This window comes from Butyrivibrio sp. (assembly GCF_017433805.1).
Taxonomy (GTDB): Bacteria; Bacillota; Clostridia; order Lachnospirales; family Lachnospiraceae; genus Butyrivibrio.
Genome location: NZ_JAFRGN010000028.1, coordinates 37,313 through 57,629, shown reverse-complemented (window position 1 = coordinate 57,629; position 20,317 = coordinate 37,313). Strand labels below are relative to the sequence as shown.

Here is a 20,317-nt window from a genome sequence, read left to right as displayed (position 1 = left end):
GAGACTAGAAATGTTACATTGGAACTATTTACTTATCATCTGCATCGTATGTCTTATTCTGTGCGCAGTAGGTTTCTACAAGTATGTATACTTCATGTCAATCGGATATGGCTTTGCTGTAGCAGGGGGCGGTGTTTGCGCGCTTATTATTGCACTTAAGAATGGCTGGACAGATGGTATTTTATGGCTTGCAGTTTTACAGACTATTCTTTTCATTGCATATGGTGCAAGACTTTCAGGCTTCCTTCTCTACAGAGAGATTAAGAGCTCTGCATATCAGAAGACCATGAAGAATGAAATTGGTTTAGATAAGAAAATTCCTGTTTTTGTAAGCATCGCAATTTGGGTATTCTGCGCAGTTCTTTATACTATGCAGGTTAGCCCTATGTTTTACAGATATGCTAACGAGTCCAAGGACGTAGTTCTTCCAGTTATCGGAATCGTGATTTCAATTTGTGGACTTATCCTTGAGTCAGCTGCTGACAAGCAGAAATCAGCTCAGAAAAAGGCCAATCCAAACATGGTAGCTACAGAAGGCCTCTACAAGATTGTAAGATGCCCTAACTACCTTGGAGAGATCACATTCTGGACAGGTATTTTTGTAAGTGGAATCACAACTTACACTGGAATTGGACAGTGGCTTATTGCAGTACTTGCTTACATTGCAATTGTATATATTATGTTCAATGGCGCACAGCGTCTTGAAAAGAGACAGATGGCTCGTTATGGAAATGATCAGGCATATAACGACTACGCTGATAAGACACCAATCATCATCCCATTTTTACCTATCTATCATTTGAATAAAAAGGGTTGATATCCAAAATCGATTTTTGTTTATTTTTATGAGGGAAAAATAATAAGGTAAATTTGGAGGTTTTATGAAAGACTATAGCGTTTATATGGCGCTCGCAGATTTCCTTCCTGTATTATTTTTCGCAATAGCAGCTGTAAAATTGCAGAGGGATCTGTATAACAAGATGAGCAAAGGTGCATTTGCGCTTTTTGCAACTGGAACAATAGATGTAGTTTTTGCCGGTTCAGCTAAGGCTACTTACAAATTACTGTACGCTGCGGGTGTTTGTGATTTTGAATCACTTAATAACCTGTATTTCCCAGTTATTTCTGTGGGATTCTTATTATCTGGTCTGGGACTTGTAGGAATGCTTAATCACAAGCAGACAGAGAACGCAGCACTTTGTATTGCTCCACCTGTATTGTTTAAGGGAACACCAATAATGATCAGCTTTATGATCATTGGACTTGCTATGATCTGTTATGCTCTGTGCGTAATTGCTCATAGACTTAAGAAATCATCAATTATAGCACTATTTGTAATTAATTTTGTATGCTCTCTTACTATGGGTTACCTTGCTTCCAAGGATTTTGATGCAGCATTTTGGAACTGGATAGCCGAAGGAGTTAACATATTAGGCCAGGGAGCCTTCCTCCTTGGAGTAGTAAGACTTAGAAGAGCAGGACTTACTCAGCTAAAACTAAATAAATAATCGTAAAAAGCAAGCGGCTGACCAGTATAACTGATCAGCCGCTCGTTTTATACATAAAGTGTCGTTGCGTTAGAAACATGCAAATCTTATGGAGATTAGATAAGAGATGCTACACACTCAGCAACCTTTTTCATATCTGCTGTAGGCTCGAAGCGGGCAACAACATTACCCTCACGATCTACAACGAACTTGGTGAAGTTCCACTTAATATCAGGATTGTTCTTATAATCCTTATCAATTTTCTTGAGCATTACGCCCATAGCAAGAGCAGCTGGTCCCTTACCGAAGCCTTCGAAGTCCTTCTGCTCCTTGAGGAATTTATAGAGAGGAAGCTGACCATCGCCGTTAACTTCTGACTTGGTCATCTGTGGGAACTTAGTGTTGTAATGAAGCTGGCAGAACTCATGAATCTCGTCGTCTGTACCAGGTGTCTGTCCTGCAAACTGGTTACAAGGAATGTCGAGAACCTCAAGTCCCTGATCATGATACTCCTCGTACATAGCCTCAATATCCTTGTAGTGAGGTGTGAAGCCACATCCAGTAGCTGTGTTAACAACAAGAACAACCTTGCCCTTGAAATCAGCCATAGAAACTTCATTGCCCTGAGCATCAGTTACAGAATAATCATAAAATCCCATCTTGGACCTCCATTAAAATTAAATACAAATAAATTGGTTACAATGTTTGATTTATACAAATTATATTGCGCACAATTTAAAATGTCAAGAACAAATTTTGAAGAAATATAATATAATAGTAAATATGAAGAATTACATTGTTTTTGACCTGGAATGGAACCAGGGAGACGCGCCGGTAACAGAGAATGATAAGACACTTAATTTCGAGATCGTTGAGATAGGCGCAGTTAAATTAAATGAGAATAAAGAAAAGACAGGCGAGTTTTCAAGACTCATCAAGCCACAGGTCTATAAACAGATGCACAGGATCACAGGTAAGCTGATACATCTGACCATGGAAGATTTAGAAAATGGTGGTTCGTTTCAGGAGGTAGCCAAAGAGTTCCTGGATTGGTGCGGAGAGGATGCTGTTTTTTGTAGCTGGGGTCCGCTGGATCTTACAGAGTTTCAGAGAAATCTGGACTTTTTTGGAATGCCTCTTTTGTCCGATAGACCTATAGCCTTCTATGATGTTCAGAAGCTCTATAGCCTTGCATTTGATGATGGCAAATCCAGAAAGGCACTTTCAACTGTCGTTGATGAGATGAATCTGGAAAAAGATATTCCGTTCCACAGAGCGCTTGCTGATGCCGAATATACAGCTCGTATATTTAAAAAGCTAGGTGACAAGGTGCTTCAGAAGGTTTCTTTTGATACCTATGTAACGCCCAAGACCAGGAAGCAGGAGATCAAGATTACCTTTGATGATTATTTTAAGTACATTTCAAGGGAGTTTGATACCAAGGAAGATATCCTGGAGAATATAGAGATCATGAGCACCAAGTGCTATTTGTGTCATCGCAACATCAGGCGCAAGGTTAAGTGGTTTTCTCCTAACAGTAAACACTATTATTCTGTGGCCTACTGCGAGCTTCACGGCTTCATGAAGTCCAAGGTGCGCATCAAGAAGGCAGAAAACGGAAGATTATTTGTTGTTAAGACCTGCAAGTTCATTCAGCCAGAAGACGTTGAGGCAATGAAGATCAAGCAAAGAAAAGTCAAAAAGAGACAGAGCGATTAAGGATAATAGCAAGAAACCTCAGTATTCACAAGGAATACTGAGGCTTTTTTATTATTTAAACTTGATCTTACCTTTTTTAAATTCTTTTTTACGGCGTCTGTATCTAAGCCTGTCACTCTTACTGGAGTAGCGCCTGTTGGTAGCTATTCTCGAAGAAATGGAACTGCCTATGGTCATTATAAATACAAAAGCTACAGCTCCAATAAGAATATAACCTACATTGATATAGGTGGTGTGAGTATGGGCTGAGCCACCGTAGCTTCCGTTACTGCGCTGAGCAGCATAGCATAAGAGAGCAGTTCCTATTGGAACGCCGTTGTAGGTATAAGATACCTTGGCTATGGCATTGGCAGCAGTATCCAGATCATCCTCTGAGAGCTCATAGGATACAGAATAGTCTGTATCATTAATAGATGAAGTCTTGGGAAGGATAATGGTGCTAGCCTTGTTAAGGCTCAGAATAGTGCCTGATTTGCCAAATACGTCATGCTCTGATTCAAAGAAAAGGGAATCATTAGGCATGTATCGCTTATCGGTGTCAGCTACATTTATCGATGCAAAGTTATTAAATCCATAGTTGAAAAGAGTGACTGTATCAGTGAACTGAGCTGGAGATTCTTCCTTGAGAATGACACATATCAGTTTGACGCCATCTCTTTCTGCACAGGTGACAAGGGTTTCTCTTGCCAGATCTGTGTAACCGGTCTTGCCACCAACGATTCCGTCGTATTTGATCTCTCCTGAGATAAGCTTGTGTTTATTATTAAGGTAGAAATCATCTGGCTGCGTTGTGGTTTCTGTGAAGTGATAACGAGGGGTGTTGCCGACCTTACACAGGAGCTCGTTATCAAAAAAGGCTCGGGCTATTAGTGCAAGATCATAAGCACTTGTATAATGAAACTCATCCTGAAGACCATTGGTATTATTGAAGTGAGTGTTGGTACATCCCAGTTCTGTGGCGCGCTTGTTCATAAGGTTTACAAAACCATCTATACTGCCACTTACATGTTCGCCAACAGCATTGGCTACTTCGTTGGCACTTCCTACCATGATTCCGTAAAGTGCCTGCTCAAGAGTGATAGACTCGCCAACATCCATACCTATTGAAGAACCATCTCTCGGAACACTAAATACTGCATCATTAGAGAAGGTTATCTTGTCACTAAGACTGGCATTTTCCACGGCCAAAAGACAAGTCATGATCTTGGTGGTACTGGCTGGGTAGAGCTCCTCGTGAATATTCTTGGCATACAGAATAGTTCCAGTGGAGGCTTCCATGACGATGGCTGCCTCAGCACCAATCGCTGGTCCTTCTGGCCATCCGGAGGTGCTGTTGCTCTGGATTGGCAGCTCTTTACGCGCATCTGCCTCTGCCTGATAGTCTACAGTGTCGGCAAAAGAGGTAACGGCCTGGATATGGAAGAACGCCAAAAAAATGAGTGCACTCAAAGCCGCTCTATATTTGATTTTCCTTATATTAAAGAAATCAGAATGTCTCATAGTATATAGATAATACACTACTTTCCAAGTGCTCGCAAATGTTGTAAAATTCTAATATAAGAAATATAGGTAGGATGAGAAATGCGTTTAAGAAACATTGCAGGTTCCAGAGAAGTAATTGCTGACAGTAAGTACACTGTCAAGAATCCCGAGACTATGAAGGGACTCTGGAAAAAAGAAGTATTTGGTAATGACAATCCAATCAGAATCGAGATTGGAATGGGTAAGGGTAGATTCCTTATGGATTTGGCAGAGCTTAACCCAGACGTCAATTACGTAGGAATTGAGAAATATTCCAGTGTACTTCTTAGAGCAATTCAGAAACAGGAGCAGAGACAGCTTCCTAATGTAATATTCATTAGAATGGATGCTGAGAACATCGCAGATGTATTTGCTCCATCAGAGGTAGATAGAATTTACCTCAACTTCTCAGATCCGTGGCCCAAGGACAGACATGCCAAGAGGAGACTTCCATCAAGAGAATTCTTAGGAAGGTATGACAAGATTCTCAAGCCCGATGGGGTTGTAGAATTCAAAACAGATAACAAGGATCTGTTTGATTTTGCACTTGAGGAAGTAGAACCAGCTGGATGGACTTTGGATGCTTGTACACGTGACCTTCATAATGACCCTGTCATGAACGAGGGCAATGTAATGACGGAATATGAGGAGAAGTTCTCATCACTAGGCAATCCGATTTACAAATACGTTGTGAGCAGAAAGGGGAAGTAACTAATGGACTACAGTTTGAACAGTCAGAATTTCGAAGAAGAAGTATTAAAGAGCAAGATTCCGGTACTCGTTGATTTTTCCGCAGATTGGTGCGGCCCCTGCAAGATGATGGCGCCTGTAATCGATGAGCTCGCTGGAGAGTATGAAGGTGAGATGAAGATCGGTAAGATCAACGTTGATCAGTCTCCAGACATAGCTCAGAAGTACAATGTCATGTCAATTCCAATGTTTGCTTTCTTCAAGAACGGGGAAGTTATTGAGACAGCAGTTGGAGCACTGAACAAGGCTAAATTACAAGGAATAATTGATAAAGTGCTGGCCTAACGGTCAGCATTTTAGTTTTATAAAGGAATAGGTACAAAACGTTGGCGGATAAGATTACTAATTTTGAAGACTACAAGAAAAAAGGCAACGTCGAAGACACAACCGATATAGATATTCAGATTGTAGATCCTTACAACTTCTTTAACGAGGAAGAAAGAGAAGAATACTTCCAGGAGAGGCAGAAAGAACTGGAGAGGGAGAAAGAGGCTGTCCAGGAAAAAGAAGAGCCTGTGTCTGAACCAGTAGAGCCTGAACCTGAGGCCAAAGAAGTAGTAGAAGAGGAACCGATCAGGAGAAGACGATCTCGTACAGAAGAAAGGTACGAGGAAGAAGATTATAGCGACGATGACTACGACGAAGAAGAGGAAGATGAGGAATCTGAAGGTGGATTTCCAATTGAACTCTTCATCAGGATATCTTCAATAATCACAGGAATACTCATTCTGGCGATTCTGGCAATTGTTTTTAAGGTCAAGGTTTATGACAAGTATCTGGCACCTGATCCGGATCAGGCCCAGGAGGTTCAACTGGCGCTGCCAACTGGATATATTGAGAAGAATGACACAGTTGTCGTAACTGCTGAGAAGCTCAACCTTAGAACTGTTGATAATTCTCAGAGCGACGCAACTATAGTTACATCTGTCCCTAAGGGAACAGAGCTTAGCAGAATTGCTGTTAATGAAGATGGAACATGGGCTCTTGTGGACTATAATGGATCAAGAGTTTATGCTTCAATGAAGTATTTATCAGAGAAATAAAAAAGTAACCATTCATTACTGAATGGTTACTGATTATTTACTGCGTGTATGTAGCCAGGTATAAAATTTATCAACTGCGACAGAAAGTGACTCGCTGGATCGTGCATAGGAATCCGCATGGTTTAGGACTTCCTCAAGTGTAGTGTCTTTTGCATGATCAGCTATTTTCTGACCACAACTCTTTTCAAGAGTGCGATAATCCATATTGATTAAAAGAGTGTTGTGCATCCCGCTGACGGAGCTATATAGATCGGGATATTTTTTTTGCACAATAGACAGCTCATCGAGGATCTGCTCGCGACTCTGGATGCAGAACAGAAGATATATTGACTCGACTATCTCTGGTGGTTCGATCTCATCCTGATAGGAATTGTCTTCATAGTCGTCCTGAGTCGCATAGTACTCACAGATTTCCTGGACTAATGAGCCGACCTTGGAATTGTCGTATAATTTATGCAGTTCTTCAAATTTTTTCTCGCTCATAAATTAAGATTAATCATTTTATTATGAAATGTAAAGATAGGAAAACATATGAAAATAGGAATTTTTGACTCGGGAATAGGTGGATTATCCGTATTACATGAGGCTTACCACAGATTGCCTGGGCAAGAATACATATTTTATGCGGATACAGAGCATGTTCCATATGGCACTAAGACTCCGGAGGAGATAATAGGGTTTGCGATTGACAATACCCAGTTCCTCATTGAAAAAGGAGCCGAGGCCCTTGTTGTAGCCTGCAATACAGCTACAAGTGTTGCCATTAAGGAACTAAGGAGCAGATTTGACATTCCGATCCTTGGAATGGAACCTGCTGTTAAGCCTGCAGTTGAGGGCACAGACGATAAGAGGATCATGGTAATAGCTACTCCTGTGACTATTCGTGAGGACAAACTTAAGGACCTCCTCCACAGAGTAGACGGGGAGCACAGAGTAGACCTCATGGCCATGCCAAGGCTAGTAGAATTCGCAGAAAAAGAGGAGTTTGACACAGAGGAAGTAGTGGGTTATATTAGAGGTCGTTTTGCTGATTTTGACCCGGCAGATTATTGTGCGCTCGTTCTTGGATGTACGCATTTTAACTACTTTAAGCCGGCCTTACAGGAATTTTTTGGCAAAGATACGCTGCTTGTGGATGGTAATTTTGGTACAGTTCACCATCTGGCAGATGTTCTTGGTTTGGAAATGAATACAGATCAAGATACAGAGGTATTTTTTGATGACTACCACAAGATATTGGGGTTAGTCAAAACGGAATATTATTTTTCTAAAAATTATATTTCGGATGCCAAAACGCTGGAACACTTGAAAAGACTGCATAATCGCCTCGAACAGGTGAGAAAAATTTAATTTTTAAAGGGCTTGAAATCAACAAAATATTGTATTATTATTTAAATGTAACCACAAGATGTAGTGATAAAGAGTAAAAAAAGAATATGGTAGCATGCTTGCATGCCAGCCATATTTTTTGTGGCTCAAACAGACATATAATATATCTATTTTTCAAGGGGGATCCTATGAAGATTATCAAGAGAAGTGGCAAGGAAGTTGCTTTTGATGTCAGCAAAATTTCCGCAGCTATCGAGAAAGCTAATAATGAAGTAACTGAGGAGAAGAGACTGACACATGGTCAGATAATCGACATAGCTACTGGAGTTGAGAAGCTTTGTGCTACGCTTACACGTGCAGCTAGCGTTGAGGAAATCCAGGATATGGTTGAGGATGGACTCATGAGAGCTGGCAAGTTCGATGTAGCTAGAAAGTACATTACCTATCGTTACAAGCATGCTCTTGTCAGAAAGTCCAATACAACTGATGAGCAGATCATGTCTCTTATCGAGTGCAGTAACGAAGAGGTTAAGCAGGAGAACTCCAACAAGAACCCTACTGTTAACTCTGTTCAGAGAGATTACATGGCAGGTGAGGTTTCCAAGGATATTACCAGAAGATTTCTTTTGCCTGAGGATGTTGTTAAGGCTCATGAAGAGGGACTTATTCACTTCCATGATTCAGATTACTTTGCACAGCACATGCACAACTGCTGTCTTGTAAACCTTGAGGATATGCTTCAGAACGGTACAGTTATTTCTGAGACCATGATCGAGCGTCCTAAGAGCTTTTCAACAGCTTGTAATATTGCAACACAGGCGATTGCACAGATTGCCAGCTCACAGTACGGTGGACAGAGTATCACACTTTCACACCTTGTTCCTTTTGTTGATGTCAGCAGACAGAAATTCCGCAAGGAAGTTGCTCTTGAGTTTGAGACTGCAGGCGTTAAGGTCAACAAGAAGCAGGTTGAAGAGATCGCAGAGATGAGAGTTAGAAAGGAAATCGAGAGAGGCTGCCAGGTTATTCAGTACCAGGTAATCACTCTTATGACTACAAATGGTCAGGCTCCTTTCATTACAGTATTTATGTATCTCGATGAGGTTCCAGAGGGACAGCAGAGAGAAGACCTTGCAATGGTCATCGAGGAGATGCTCAAGCAGCGTATCCTTGGTGTTAAGAATGAGAAGGGACAGCTCATCACACCAGCATTCCCTAAGCTCATCTATGTTCTTGATGAGGACAATATCCATGAGGATTCCAAGTATTGGTACCTCACAGAGCTCGCAGCTAAATGTACAGCCAAGAGACTTGTTCCTGACTACATTTCAGCCAAGAAGATGAAAGAGCTCAAGAAGGGCGATGTATATCCATGTATGGGATGCAGATCCTTCCTTACACCTGATAGCGAAGAGAACGCAGAAGGTCTTTGCAACAAGGGCAACAAGTCACATGCTCTTAACTATGAGGATGGCAACCACAAGTACTATGGCCGTTTCAACCAGGGCGTAGTTACTATCAACCTCGTAGACGTTGCTTGCTCATCATTTAAGGATGAAGAGAAGTTCTGGGCAATTCTTGAAGAGAGAACAGAGCTCTGTAAGAGAGCACTTATGTGCAGACACAACAGACTCCTTGGAACTCCTTCAGATGTAGCTCCTATTCTTTGGCAGAACGGAGCACTTGCAAGACTTCAGAAGGGCGAAGTTATCGATCCACTTCTGTTTGGCAACTACTCAACAATTTCACTTGGCTACGCTGGACTTTGCGAATGTACCAAGTATATGAAGGGCGTATCACATACAGATCCTAGAGGAAAAGATTTCGCTCTTAAGGTAATGCAGTTCCTCAATGATAAGTGTGCTAAGTGGAGAGCTGAGACAAACGTAGCATTCAGTCTCTATGGAACACCACTTGAGTCAACAACTTACAAGTTTGCTAAGTGCCTCCAGAAGAGATTTGGTATTATTCCAGAGGTTACAGACAAGAACTACATTACAAACAGCTATCATGTTCATGTAACTGAGCAGATTGATGCATTTACTAAGCTTAAGTTTGAATCTGAGTTCCAGGCTCTTTCTCCAGGAGGAGCTATCAGCTATGTTGAGGTTCCAGATATGAACAGCAACATCGAGGCTGTAATCTCAGTTATGAAGTACATTTACGACAACATCATGTATGCTGAGCTCAACACCAAGTCAGACTACTGCCAGTGCTGTGGTTATGACGGAGAGATCAAGATTGTTACAGATACAGACGGTAAGCTCATCTGGGAATGCCCTAACTGTGGTAACCGCAATCAGGACAAGATGAACGTTGCACGTCGTACATGTGGATATATCGGAACACAGTTCTGGAATCAGGGACGTACACAGGAGATCAAAGAGAGAGTATTGCACATGAGCAATCCAAAGCTTTAATGGCTTTTGAATTGATAATTACAGGTTCGCGTAAGCCTACTTGTAGGGGGTTATGAAATTGACATATAGCAGGAGCCGGGATTTATCCCGGCTCTTGTGATACACAAGGAAAAATCAGGGCAAAATATATGAATTACGGACAGGTTTATTACAACGATGTAGCAAATGGTGTAGGATGTAGGACTGCCTTCTTTGTAAGTGGCTGTACACATCACTGCAAAGGCTGCTTTAATGAGATGACATGGGACTTTAATTATGGAGTTCCTTATACCAAAGAGGTGGAGGATGAGATCGTCGAGTCTCTTAAGCCTGATTATATTGCAGGACTTACTATCCTTGGCGGAGAGCCTATGGAAATCGTTAATCAGAAGGAAATCAGACCTCTTTTGGAGCGAATAAAAAAAGAAGTTCCTAAGGCCACAATCTGGATCTATTCAGGCTATACCTGGGAAGAACTGACAGACAAAGATAACAAGAAATGTTACGGCGAAGATACAGAGGCTATTTTGTCCATGACTGATGTTCTTGTGGACGGAGAATTCATGCTGGATAAAAAGAATATCATGCTCAGATTCAGGGGATCAGAGAATCAGAGAGTAATTGATGTAAGAAAGTCTCTTGAGACAGGGGAAATTGTCTTATCCAAGTATAATGACAGGGATGAATCAAGACTTAGTTAATACTTTCGTTAGATTTAGTTAGAGTTTTTTTAAATTTTTTCGGGGGGGGGGTAGTGCTATAATAAATAATGTAGACGTTTAACCGATTATAAGTATATTGTCATTGGGAAATGAAGAAACTTAACAATGCAACTAACTATACAATATTCAACAGCATTGGATTAGCAATATTCAATGTTATCTTTGGTTATGTCCTTATCAGTGAATCAGCGCAGGCCATGAGAACTCAGATAAATGAGCGTATGCTGGATATTTCTAATACAGCAGCAGCCATGCTAGATGGCGATGAACTGGCGAAGATTACCGCTGACGATATTGATTCTCCCGAATATCAGAAAGTAATGCACACCCTTACATATTTTCAGGATAATATTGAGCTCGAGTATATTTACTGCATAATGCAGGTAAGTGAAAGAGAGTTTGTTTTTGGCGTTGACCCTACAATAGAAGATCCGGGAGAATTTGGAGCTCCTATTGTATATACAGAAGCACTATATAATGCCAGCCAAGGAGTTGCCGGAGTAGATGACGTACCTTATGAGGATGAATGGGGTACTTTTTATAGTTCCTATTCTCCAGTATATGATTCTAAAGGAAATGTGGCCGGTATAGTAGCTGTAGATTTTAGCTCTGATTGGTACCATGATAAATTAAAGCATCTATTCATAATCGTGGGAACTTTCTTGACTGTTGCACTTGTCTGTGCCAATACTCTTGCTATTCTTATAACCAGACAGTATTTCCGATATTTTAAAACCCTTATTGATAAGATGAATGATCTTTCAAATGGAGTTGAGACGCTGATCGAAGAGGTTGCTTTTGATAACGACAGCTTTGACTTCCCAATGTACAATGATTCGGATGATGCCAGGGGTGTTACGGATATCATTGACTATATGGGAGAAAGGCTCATCATTATGCAGGCAAGGCTTGCAAACCAGATTGAGATTATACGTTCCCATGCATATATTGATGGCCTTACAGGAATGAACAACAGAACTTCCTACATGGAATATCTGCAGATTCTGGAAAAGAAAATGAAAGAGAATCCAGAGATTGTATTCTCTGTTGTAGTATTTGATATCAACCAGCTAAAGATCATCAATGATGATTTTGGTCATGATACAGGCGATAAGCTTATTATAGAAATTTCAAAAGATATAAGAGATGTCTTTGGAATGAGCAGAATATACCGTATTGGTGGAGATGAGTTCGTGGCTATTCTTGATGATCCGGATCCTTCAGAACAGATCAAGGTACTTAAGGATATTATCAGCAGGAAGAATAAGGAATCACCTATTTTCCATGATCCTAGCGTAGAAGTTGGCGTTTCAGTAGGCTTTGCAACCTATGATCCTTCCGAGGATAAAGAATATGTGAGTGTATTTGACAGGGCAGATAATGCCATGTATGCGGACAAGCGCCTGTTCTATCAGACTCATGAGGATCGAAGAAAAAGAAGTAAATAACACGTTAAAGGACGGGATAATTGTCTCGTCCTTGTTTTTTGCCGGTGAATGTTCAGAATATTCCATATTTGGTGCGATGTAAGCACTTACACAAGAATATCTTTTAATCTATCATATCCATTGTAAGCAATTGATGTTTAGCAGTATTGATAGGTTATATGTTATGCAAGGAGGCCTTTATGGGAGACGGACGTTTTGATCTTTTAACCTTTGGCGAGATAATGCTCCGCCTTTCACCACCTAATTATGAGCGCATGACAAGAGGTGATGTGTTTGATAAGAGGGCTGGTGGCTCCGAGCTTAATGTAGCTTCCGGAGTAGCTCTTTTAGGGCTTCGTACTGGAATCATTTCAAGACTTCCACAGAACGCTCTTGGAACATTTATTAAGAACAGGATTCGTTTCGAGGGTGTATCAGATGACTATCTTATTTATGATGAGTCACCTGAGGCAAGACTTGGTATCTACTACTACGAGAATGGCGCTGCACCACGTAAGCCTTCAATTGTTTATGACAGAATGAATTCATCCATCACTAGGATTTCACTGGATGAGATTCCTGAGGATGTGTACACTTCCACCAGAATGTTCCACACAAGTGGTATCACACTTGCTCTTAACAAGAACACCTGTGAAGTTACTACTGAGATGATCAGACGCTTCAAGGAAGGCGGAGCAATGGTATCTTTTGATTGTAATTACCGTGCTAACCTTTGGAGTGAAGAGGATGCGAGAACTGCTATCAAGAAGATTCTCCCTTATGTGGATATTCTTTTTATATCAGAGGAGACTTCCAGACGCATGATGCAGAAGGAAGGTGACCTTGAGGATATTATGAAGAGCTATACCAAGGAATATCCGGTCAAGGTTGTATGTACTACTCAGAGAGAAGTTATCAGCCCTCGCAAACACAACTTTACATCAACAATTTATGATGCAGAGCGTGATGAATTCTACACAGAAAAGCCTTATACCAACATTGATGTTATAGATAGAATTGGTTCTGGTGATGCTTATGTGTCCGGCGTTCTCTACGGAATGCTCAAATATGGAGATTGTCAGAAGGCCCTCGCCTATGGCAATGCCACATCAAGTGTCAAGAATACTATCCCTGGAGATCTTCCAGCAAGTGATCTTAGAGAGATAGATAGTATTATCAGGAACCACCAGTCAGACGGTCCTACTAGCGAGCTTAACCGCTGACTCATTCAAATTGCCGATTTACGTTCGCCATAACGTATTTCCTTTATAAAAACCTCTAATAAACAGAAAAGACTGGATCCCCCAGTCTTTTTTGTTTGGTAAAAATATACCTGTGGCTATTAAGGTTTTCGCCCAAAATGTCGATATAAAATGTGATAGGGCTACTAGGCCAAAATGGATTTGTATCGGCGTCATGGAGGATGCGAAATGTCTGTAGGTATCAATACAAATTTGTGTATGAACATATACAGAAATAACAATTCTCTGTGGGGCAAATCTGCGTCCAAATCACCGTATAGTAACGACAATATTGGTAGAAGTGAAGAAACCAAGGATACTACGCTTGACAGGCTTTTTTATGAGCAGAGGCAAAGTGAGAAAAAGAGTAGCGTAGTAGATCAGGCTGTTAACTATGCTAATCAGCTGAAGGCTTCGCGTACCAAATCTAAAGCAGCATCGCTTGAGAAAAAGAAACTCCAGTATAATTTCAAAAAGATATCTTCGCAGGTAGTTCGCAGTAAGAATTCTGTAAGTGTAAGGAAAGCAGTTCAGGCAGCGAAGCGTGAGATCATGCGTCTAAAGCGCCTTAAGGGCAACGGCGAGTACGATGATGAAGAGCTTCAGCTTGCAATAGATCACGCTGAGTCAATGGAAAAGGTGGCCAAGAAAAAGGCAATTCACCTTGAGCAGGAAGAGATGGTTGAAAGAGCACACAAGGGCTTTGGAGCAGCTCTTGAAGAAATAGAAGAAAAGAAAACAGACGATCAAGAGGATGAGGAAAAACTTGAAGAAGAGGAACTCATTGATCCAATGCAGGAGCTGGATGTAGATGATGAGTTCCGCCCAGAATATGACTATCAATATGAACTACAGATTGCCATGGAAGAGTATCAGCAGATGATGCAGGAAATAAGTGAAGAAATTGCAGATAACACTCAGGAAACAGCTGTTTCTGCAAGTGATACCATGTCAGAAATGATGGATGAATTTAACCAGGAAATGGCAGAAATGATGGAAGACATGGATCTTACAGAGCTGACAGAAACTCTTTATGCTCCTGACCCTAACATGTCCGAAGAAGACCTTAAGATGCTCAAGATCAAGCACAGGGCTAAAGAAATGAAAGAGATAGCGGAAGCAGACAGAGATTATCTTAAAGGAATGATAGAGCACGAGAAGAATAAGGCACAGGCAGCAGCTACAGGAGCAATGTCAGGTGGAAATGCTGGTTCAGCAGTATTTGGCTCATCAGGCGGATCTGATACACAACAGATGACAGTAAGGATTTCAATGCCAGGTGCAGCAGCGGGTGTAGCTGGCACTACCACTACAAACCCAGGCAGCTTCAGCGTGTCAGTGTGAGGGTTGACAAGCGACAGAATAATCAATAAAATCATCTTTAAATATATTTATAGACGTAGAAGAGGAATAGTAACTGCGTAACACATCTCAGAGAGAGAGCCATTGGTGCGAGGCTCTTATGTCTAAACAGCGAACCTGCCTTGGAGTCCTGTATGAAAGCTCTTTTTACTAAGTGGCATAAATACAGCGTTTCCCGCGTTAAGGGGTAAGTGAGAGAAGTCCGGTTGATTATTCCATATCCGGATTTAAAAAGGGTGGTACCGCCGATGAACTTCGGTCCCTGATTTGGGATCAAAGAGCATCGGCTTTTCTTTTTGCATAAATGCTTGGAAATCCCTTAGCACAAATCAAAAAGGAGAAAAAGAAAATGGCAGACAACAAGAAACTCGTAGCAGAAATCACGTCCATGGATGAGGATTTCACACAATGGTACACAGACGTGTGCATCAAGGCTGACCTTGTTAGCTACTCTAACATCAAGGGCTGCATGGTAATCAAGCCTGCAGGTTATGCAATCTGGGAGCTTATCCAGAAGCATCTTGATGCAAGATTCAAGGCAACAGGAGTTCAGAACGCATACCTTCCAATGTTCATTCCTGAGTCACTTCTTCAGAAGGAGAAGGATCACGTTGAGGGCTTTGCTCCAGAAGTTGCATGGGTAACACACGGTGGTCTTGAGCCACTTGCAGAGAGATTCTGTGTACGTCCTACATCAGAGACACTTTTCTGTGATTACTATAAGGGAGAGATCCACTCATACAAGGATCTTCCACAGGTTCTCAACCAGTGGTGCTCAGTAGTTCGTTGGGAGAAGGAGACAAGACCTTTCCTTAGAAGCCGTGAGTTCCTCTGGCAGGAAGGACACACAGCTCACGCTACTTTCGAAGAGGCAGAAGAGCGTACACAGCAGATGCTGAACGTATACGCTGACTTCCTTGAGAACGACATGGCTATTCCTGTTATCAAGGGTCAGAAGACAGATAAAGAGAAATTTGCAGGAGCAGAGGCTACATACACAGTAGAAGCTCTTATGCATGATGGACGTGCTCTTCAGAGCGCAACCAGCCACAACTTTGGTGATGGCTTTGCAAAGGCCTTCGGCATCCAGTATGCAGGTAAGGACAACCAGCTCCACTATGTAAACCAGACATCATGGGGACTTACAACACGAACAATCGGAGCTATGATCATGGTTCACGGTGACAACTCAGGACTTGTTGTACCTCCTAAGATTGCTCCAATCCAGGTTGTTGTTATTCCTATCCAGCAGAAGAAGGAAGGCGTTCTCGAGGCAGCAAATAAGATTGCAGAGAGTCTTTCAGCATTCAGAGTTAAGGTTGATGACACAGACAGAACACCAGGATTTAAGTTCGCTGAGCAGGAGATGAGAGGTATTCCAGTTCGTGTTGAGATCGGACCTAAGGACCTTGAAGCAGGCAAGTGCGTACTTTGCCGTCGTGATACAAGAGAAAAGATCGAGTGTGCTATTGAAGATGTTCCAGCTAAGATGGCAGAGCTCCTTGATCAGATTCAGAACGATATGTTCCAGAGAGCTAAGGCACATCTTGAGGCACATACATTTGCAGCTCACAACAAGGACGAGTTTGCAGAGAACTTCAAGGAAACTAACGGCTTTGTAAAGGCTATGTGGTGCGGATGCCGTGAGTGTGAGGACAAGATCAAAGAAGAGTTCAACGTAACAAGCCGTTGTATTCCATTTGAGCAGGAGAACCTCTCAGATAAGTGTGTAATATGCGGACAGCCAGCCAAGAAGATGGTTTACTGGGGACGTGCTTATTAATTCACTAGTAGCTACATAAATTACAAATAAAATGACCCTGCAAAGGAATTGTTGTTCCTTCGCAGGGTCTTATAGTTTGATCATCTGGTAGATAAATGACTATAGTATTTTCTCTTAAACTCATACATTCTCTGGTCAGCCAGCATAAAGACTGTATGAGTATCATGATCCTGAGTTTCAAAGCTGTAAGCGTAGCCGTAAGATACACTGTGGTTGGCCTCTGGATCCTCTTCGTCAAGCTTTAAAAGCTTGGCTTCAAGTGTCATCAGCATCTCATCTAATACCTCTTTTTCAATACTGGTGAAAAGAACTGTGAACTCATCACCACCTATTCGGAAGCATTCGCCTGTTCCTTCAAATACATCTCTAAGAGCGCCGGCAAAAGACTTGAGCAGCCTGTCTCCAGCTGGATGACCGGCGTTATCATTAACTTCCTTTAGTCCATTAAGGTCAAGGCTCAGGATACAGTAGTTACTTGTGGATTCAGCCAGTTCTAATAGCCTCTTATCACAGCTTACGCGGTTAGGAATCTCAGTCAGGTTATCCACATAAGCAATCTGAGTAAGTGAAGCATATTCTTTTCGCTGAGCAAACATTCTGGTCATGAAGATAAAATGGTTGAGCAGCTGTGTTACAACAAAGAACAGGCTTCCAAGAGGAACAAGAACGCTTAAGATGATTGCCTGTCTGTAGTCTACGAAAAGCTTGAATATAGCAGAAATCTCATAAACTGCAAGAGAAAGAGCCAGTGCAGTAAGTCCCATCATCAGAATACGATTTGAGTTATTCTTGGATTGCTGCTTTAAATCAAAGTAGTCATATACTAGAAGAATAATAAGTGCTATTACAGACATTAAAAAGTATGGTGTCTGGAAATGATGAATATGAACAATATTGAGCAGGTGAAGCACGATAAAAAGCGCAGCAAAGCCTATGCTACAGTAGCTAAGGAAAATGATCACATTGCTGTTATGCCTCTTGTGAAGATTGTGAATCAGGATAAACATAAGGGGCACTATCATATACATGGCGCTATATTCTATAAATGTGGCATAATGCGGCGAAATAAAGAAATCTATAGCATCATAGAAATTGAGCATCCAAAAGCCCATGACGGTACTGAGAATGGAGCATATTACCTGGGAAGATACACCCGACGATTTCATAAAGAAAACAAGCGAAATGATCAGGAATACGAATCCAAAAACAATAAGGAATATTGCTGTGAATGCAGGAATTAGTACGTCATGAAGTACGTTTCGATACAGATCATCGAAATTTCCAAAAAGCGGAGTCACAAGATCTGCTCGGGTGTTATTTTCCGTGGTGTATAGCTTAATAGACAGTTTTTTGCCGGCATAATCAGATGGGAGGCTGATGGTGTTGTAACCAATGCCCAGGAACCTTATGCCAGAAACATTGTCCATGTTTTTCTCATCAAATAGTTCGTTGTCCAGGTAAACCTCATAAGCACTGTGCTGACTTTTGAAGACAACAGCAGGGAAAGGAACGCCTATATCTTCAAGTGGCGTAGTGAGATTAAGAGTTAAGGTCTCTCCGCGGGAAAGCGTTGTACCAATGTCATCACTTAACCGCTCCAGATTGACGTTTAAGTACTGGTCATTCTGATATACCAGATTCCAGCCCGTGTCTAGTCTTTTTACGGGATAATCCGGAGTAAACAGGAAAAGATAATGAAGGCTTCCGCCGATTAAAATGAATATAGCAAAAGCAAAGGCCAGGAAATAGGAAGTTTTACGCATGATTAATCACCTCCTGACCAGATTCGTGATGCTCACGTTTCATCTCATACATTCGGCTATCTGCAAGCATATACACTTCATTTGCAGAACCGTTAGGAACCTCGTAGCTGTAGGCATAACCATAAGAAGCACTGTATTTAAATACCTGCTCTTTGTGATTCCAGTCATTTATTATCGAATACATCTCATGTATTCTCTTGGTCAGATTGAAGGTACGGTCTTCAAGCAGAATAACAATGAATTCATCACCGCCCATTCTGCCTATAAGATTGGCATCCCAGAAACAATCAGAGAGAATAGTGGCAAAACCCGTAAGAAGTCTGTCACCCTCATGGTGTCCAAGATTATCATTTACATATTTTAGCTTGTTAAGATCAAGGCTAATGATGGCATATACACCATGTTCTTCTGAGATCATCTGCATCATTTGCTCGCAGCGAGCCCTGTTTGACAGACCTGTAAGTGCATCTGTATAGGCCAGATCCACGATCTTGCTCTGCATGGATGCAATGTTTGAACTGAAGATGTTGTAATATAGATAACTGATCAGCAGACAGGTGACGAATATAAGAGCGCCTATTGTAAAGCCAATAAGTGTTGCATTAGTTTCGCCTGAGCTTCTGCCATATTTATAGAAATTGTATCTGACTACATCGACAATAGACAGGGTCATGAATGCCAGAAGTCCCAAAACGAAGATGTTATCAGTGGAATAAATATTTCTGATATTAGTTTTGGCGTTTGCATGTATGTCTTTGGCAATTAGGACAACAGAAATGACAAATTCTATTCCGGCTACGACGTGCAGAATGGCAGTGAAGTCAGAAAATCTGGCAAAATGAGACATATGAAGGCCTATTGAAGCCATGAAAAGACATACGTCAATGATAAACAATGCAGTGAAAAGCTTTCTGACATTCTTGGAATACACGCACATAAGGTATCCAACAATAACTGTTGGGATACTATAAAGAGATGTGTATTCCAGGATAGTATTGAGCAGACTATTATTGATAAGAAGATCAAAGATGCGATAGTAGGCCATAATATATATGCCCAATAAAAGAGAAATAAGTCCGCTAAAGAAAATACGAAGATCTTTGTTGTGATAGAAAAACAGGTACGGGGACAAAGTGATCAAAAGAAGTCCCAGTACAAATAAAAAACCACCAACTAAAAGAGCAATTGTGCCATTATAGAGATCAAGATTTAAAATATCAGTTCTTTTACCGATATAGATCACTGGTATTCCTGAAAAAGAGGAATCTCTTGAGCCAATAAACTCGATCTTGAGAATTTTGCCGGCATAAGAATTTCCAAGAGGAATGTAGTGGGAGCTCTTGGGGACAATGTTCTGTGCATCATAAAATTTTTGTCCATAGGAATAAACCAGCTCATCATCAAGATAGACATGAACTATGGCATGAATAGAAAAGAATGAAAGGCATGGATTATCAAAGCCCACATCTTCAATGATTCTAGAGATAGAGACTGATTCCAGTTCATTGATAACTCCAATGTCGGCCAGAGACACGTCGTCACTATAAATCGCTTGGCCTTTGCTTATTATCGTCCAGTTGTCATTTATTTCAGTGACTGAATCACGAGACAGAACAATCTGGTTGCCCTTTTTAACAGCAATTACCAGGACAATTGAGAGTATAAGCAGAACAACAGCGAATATTGATGCTCTAATGCGTTTCTGATATTTCATGCGAAAATCCTCATTATTACATATATTTAGTATACTTCTTATAGTAGAAAATGCCTA

General features: G+C 41.2%; 18 protein-coding genes and 1 other annotated feature. Of the genes, 13 read left to right on the top strand and 5 right to left on the bottom strand.

Annotated features, from left to right (window positions below):
• Both IJI01_RS07540 and IJI01_RS07535 read left to right on the top strand, forming a co-directional pair.
• Positions 1 to 817: DUF1295 domain-containing protein (locus IJI01_RS07540; protein ID WP_330623099.1), on the top strand; the 817-nt coding region annotated here is incomplete at its 5' end.
• A 64-nt stretch (positions 818 to 881) separates the two neighbouring features.
• Positions 882 to 1,508: a hypothetical protein gene (locus IJI01_RS07535; protein ID WP_292188177.1), complete on the top strand. Its 627-nt coding sequence runs from the start codon at positions 882 to 884 to the stop codon at positions 1,506 to 1,508.
• A gap of 95 nt (positions 1,509 to 1,603) precedes the next feature.
• Here the strand turns inward: IJI01_RS07535 and IJI01_RS07530 are convergent, their stop codons facing one another.
• Positions 1,604 to 2,146, bottom strand: coding sequence for a glutathione peroxidase (locus IJI01_RS07530; protein ID WP_292188174.1), 543 nt, complete (start codon positions 2,144 to 2,146; stop codon positions 1,604 to 1,606).
• 124 nt (positions 2,147 to 2,270) lie between these two features.
• Here IJI01_RS07530 and IJI01_RS07525 point away from each other — a divergent pair, with 124 nt between their 5' ends.
• Entirely contained in the window at positions 2,271 to 3,206 is a 936-nt protein-coding gene (locus tag IJI01_RS07525) for a 3'-5' exonuclease (protein WP_292188171.1), read from the top strand.
• A 51-nt stretch (positions 3,207 to 3,257) separates the two neighbouring features.
• Here the strand turns inward: IJI01_RS07525 and IJI01_RS07520 are convergent, their stop codons facing one another.
• Entirely contained in the window at positions 3,258 to 4,655 is a 1,398-nt protein-coding gene (locus IJI01_RS07520; protein WP_292188167.1) for a D-alanyl-D-alanine carboxypeptidase family protein, read from the bottom strand.
• Between the two features lie 132 nt (positions 4,656 to 4,787).
• Here IJI01_RS07520 and trmB point away from each other — a divergent pair, with 132 nt between their 5' ends.
• The 3 genes from trmB to IJI01_RS07505 are packed head-to-tail and all read left to right on the top strand — an operon-like array spanning position 4,788 to position 6,520.
• Complete coding sequence (trmB, locus tag IJI01_RS07515; RefSeq protein WP_292188164.1) at positions 4,788 to 5,438, top strand: tRNA (guanosine(46)-N7)-methyltransferase TrmB; 651 nt, start codon at positions 4,788 to 4,790, stop codon at positions 5,436 to 5,438.
• Positions 5,439 to 5,441: 3 nt separating this feature from the next.
• Positions 5,442 to 5,762 carry a thioredoxin gene (trxA, locus tag IJI01_RS07510; protein WP_029231353.1) on the top strand — a complete coding sequence of 107 codons (321 nt, stop codon included), beginning with the start codon at positions 5,442 to 5,444 and terminating at the stop codon, positions 5,760 to 5,762.
• A 41-nt stretch (positions 5,763 to 5,803) separates the two neighbouring features.
• Positions 5,804 to 6,520, top strand: a complete 717-nt coding sequence (locus IJI01_RS07505; RefSeq protein ID WP_292188161.1) for an SH3 domain-containing protein — start codon at positions 5,804 to 5,806, stop codon at positions 6,518 to 6,520.
• Positions 6,521 to 6,553: 33 nt separating this feature from the next.
• On the opposite strand, the gene IJI01_RS07500 is transcribed toward IJI01_RS07505, so the two are convergent.
• Positions 6,554 to 7,003, bottom strand: coding sequence for a hypothetical protein (locus tag IJI01_RS07500; RefSeq protein WP_292188158.1), 450 nt, complete (start codon positions 7,001 to 7,003; stop codon positions 6,554 to 6,556).
• 48 nt (positions 7,004 to 7,051) lie between these two features.
• Here IJI01_RS07500 and murI point away from each other — a divergent pair, with 48 nt between their 5' ends.
• From murI to proS, 7 genes are all read left to right on the top strand, one after another.
• Entirely contained in the window at positions 7,052 to 7,870 is an 819-nt protein-coding gene (murI, locus tag IJI01_RS07495) for a glutamate racemase (RefSeq protein ID WP_292188156.1), read from the top strand.
• Positions 7,871 to 8,037: 167 nt separating this feature from the next.
• Positions 8,038 to 10,269 (top strand): anaerobic ribonucleoside-triphosphate reductase, encoded by a 2,232-nt coding sequence (gene nrdD, locus IJI01_RS07490; protein WP_292188152.1) that lies wholly within the window; start codon positions 8,038 to 8,040, stop codon positions 10,267 to 10,269.
• A 128-nt stretch (positions 10,270 to 10,397) separates the two neighbouring features.
• On the top strand, positions 10,398 to 10,949 hold the full coding sequence (gene nrdG, locus IJI01_RS07485) for an anaerobic ribonucleoside-triphosphate reductase activating protein (RefSeq protein ID WP_292188149.1): 552 nt from the start codon (positions 10,398 to 10,400) through the stop codon (positions 10,947 to 10,949).
• Between the two features lie 110 nt (positions 10,950 to 11,059).
• Positions 11,060 to 12,418 carry a GGDEF domain-containing protein gene (locus IJI01_RS07480; protein ID WP_292188146.1) on the top strand — a complete coding sequence of 453 codons (1,359 nt, stop codon included), beginning with the start codon at positions 11,060 to 11,062 and terminating at the stop codon, positions 12,416 to 12,418.
• Between the two features lie 179 nt (positions 12,419 to 12,597).
• Positions 12,598 to 13,620, top strand: a complete 1,023-nt coding sequence (locus IJI01_RS07475) for a sugar kinase (protein ID WP_292188143.1) — start codon at positions 12,598 to 12,600, stop codon at positions 13,618 to 13,620.
• A gap of 207 nt (positions 13,621 to 13,827) precedes the next feature.
• Complete coding sequence (locus tag IJI01_RS07470; protein ID WP_292188140.1) at positions 13,828 to 14,982, top strand: hypothetical protein; 1,155 nt, start codon at positions 13,828 to 13,830, stop codon at positions 14,980 to 14,982.
• Positions 14,983 to 15,029: 47 nt separating this feature from the next.
• Positions 15,030 to 15,267: a binding site (T-box leader), on the top strand.
• Positions 15,268 to 15,349: 82 nt separating this feature from the next.
• Entirely contained in the window at positions 15,350 to 16,783 is a 1,434-nt protein-coding gene (gene proS / locus IJI01_RS07465; RefSeq protein WP_292188137.1) for a proline--tRNA ligase, read from the top strand.
• 80 nt (positions 16,784 to 16,863) lie between these two features.
• Here proS and IJI01_RS07460 read toward each other — a convergent pair whose 3' ends face one another.
• On the bottom strand, positions 16,864 to 18,546 hold the full coding sequence (locus IJI01_RS07460; protein ID WP_292188134.1) for a GGDEF domain-containing protein: 1,683 nt from the start codon (positions 18,544 to 18,546) through the stop codon (positions 16,864 to 16,866).
• Positions 18,539 to 20,260: a GGDEF domain-containing protein gene (locus IJI01_RS07455; RefSeq protein WP_292188131.1), complete on the bottom strand. Its 1,722-nt coding sequence runs from the start codon at positions 20,258 to 20,260 to the stop codon at positions 18,539 to 18,541. The genes IJI01_RS07460 and IJI01_RS07455 overlap by 8 nt, the downstream gene beginning before the upstream one ends.
• Positions 20,261 to 20,317 lie beyond the last annotated feature (57 nt).

Excerpts from the sequence above, each read along its gene's own strand:
- nrdG (WP_292188149.1), top strand. The coding sequence starts at position 10,398 with ATGAATTACGGACAGGTTTATTACAACGATGTAGCAAATGGTGTAGGA.
- IJI01_RS07475 (WP_292188143.1), top strand. The coding sequence starts at position 12,598 with ATGGGAGACGGACGTTTTGATCTTTTAACCTTTGGCGAGATAATGCTC.
- IJI01_RS07455 (WP_292188131.1), bottom strand. The coding sequence starts at position 20,260 with ATGAAATATCAGAAACGCATTAGAGCATCAATATTCGCTGTTGTTCTG.
- IJI01_RS07525 (WP_292188171.1), top strand. The coding sequence starts at position 2,271 with ATGAAGAATTACATTGTTTTTGACCTGGAATGGAACCAGGGAGACGCG.
- trxA (WP_029231353.1), top strand. The coding sequence starts at position 5,442 with ATGGACTACAGTTTGAACAGTCAGAATTTCGAAGAAGAAGTATTAAAG.
- IJI01_RS07535 (WP_292188177.1), top strand. The coding sequence starts at position 882 with ATGAAAGACTATAGCGTTTATATGGCGCTCGCAGATTTCCTTCCTGTA.
- IJI01_RS07460 (WP_292188134.1), bottom strand. The coding sequence starts at position 18,546 with ATGCGTAAAACTTCCTATTTCCTGGCCTTTGCTTTTGCTATATTCATT.
- trmB (WP_292188164.1), top strand. The coding sequence starts at position 4,788 with ATGCGTTTAAGAAACATTGCAGGTTCCAGAGAAGTAATTGCTGACAGT.
- IJI01_RS07480 (WP_292188146.1), top strand. The coding sequence starts at position 11,060 with ATGAAGAAACTTAACAATGCAACTAACTATACAATATTCAACAGCATT.
- murI (WP_292188156.1), top strand. The coding sequence starts at position 7,052 with ATGAAAATAGGAATTTTTGACTCGGGAATAGGTGGATTATCCGTATTA.
- proS (WP_292188137.1), top strand. The coding sequence starts at position 15,350 with ATGGCAGACAACAAGAAACTCGTAGCAGAAATCACGTCCATGGATGAG.
- nrdD (WP_292188152.1), top strand. The coding sequence starts at position 8,038 with ATGAAGATTATCAAGAGAAGTGGCAAGGAAGTTGCTTTTGATGTCAGC.
- IJI01_RS07530 (WP_292188174.1), bottom strand. The coding sequence starts at position 2,146 with ATGGGATTTTATGATTATTCTGTAACTGATGCTCAGGGCAATGAAGTT.
- IJI01_RS07500 (WP_292188158.1), bottom strand. The coding sequence starts at position 7,003 with ATGAGCGAGAAAAAATTTGAAGAACTGCATAAATTATACGACAATTCC.
- IJI01_RS07470 (WP_292188140.1), top strand. The coding sequence starts at position 13,828 with ATGTCTGTAGGTATCAATACAAATTTGTGTATGAACATATACAGAAAT.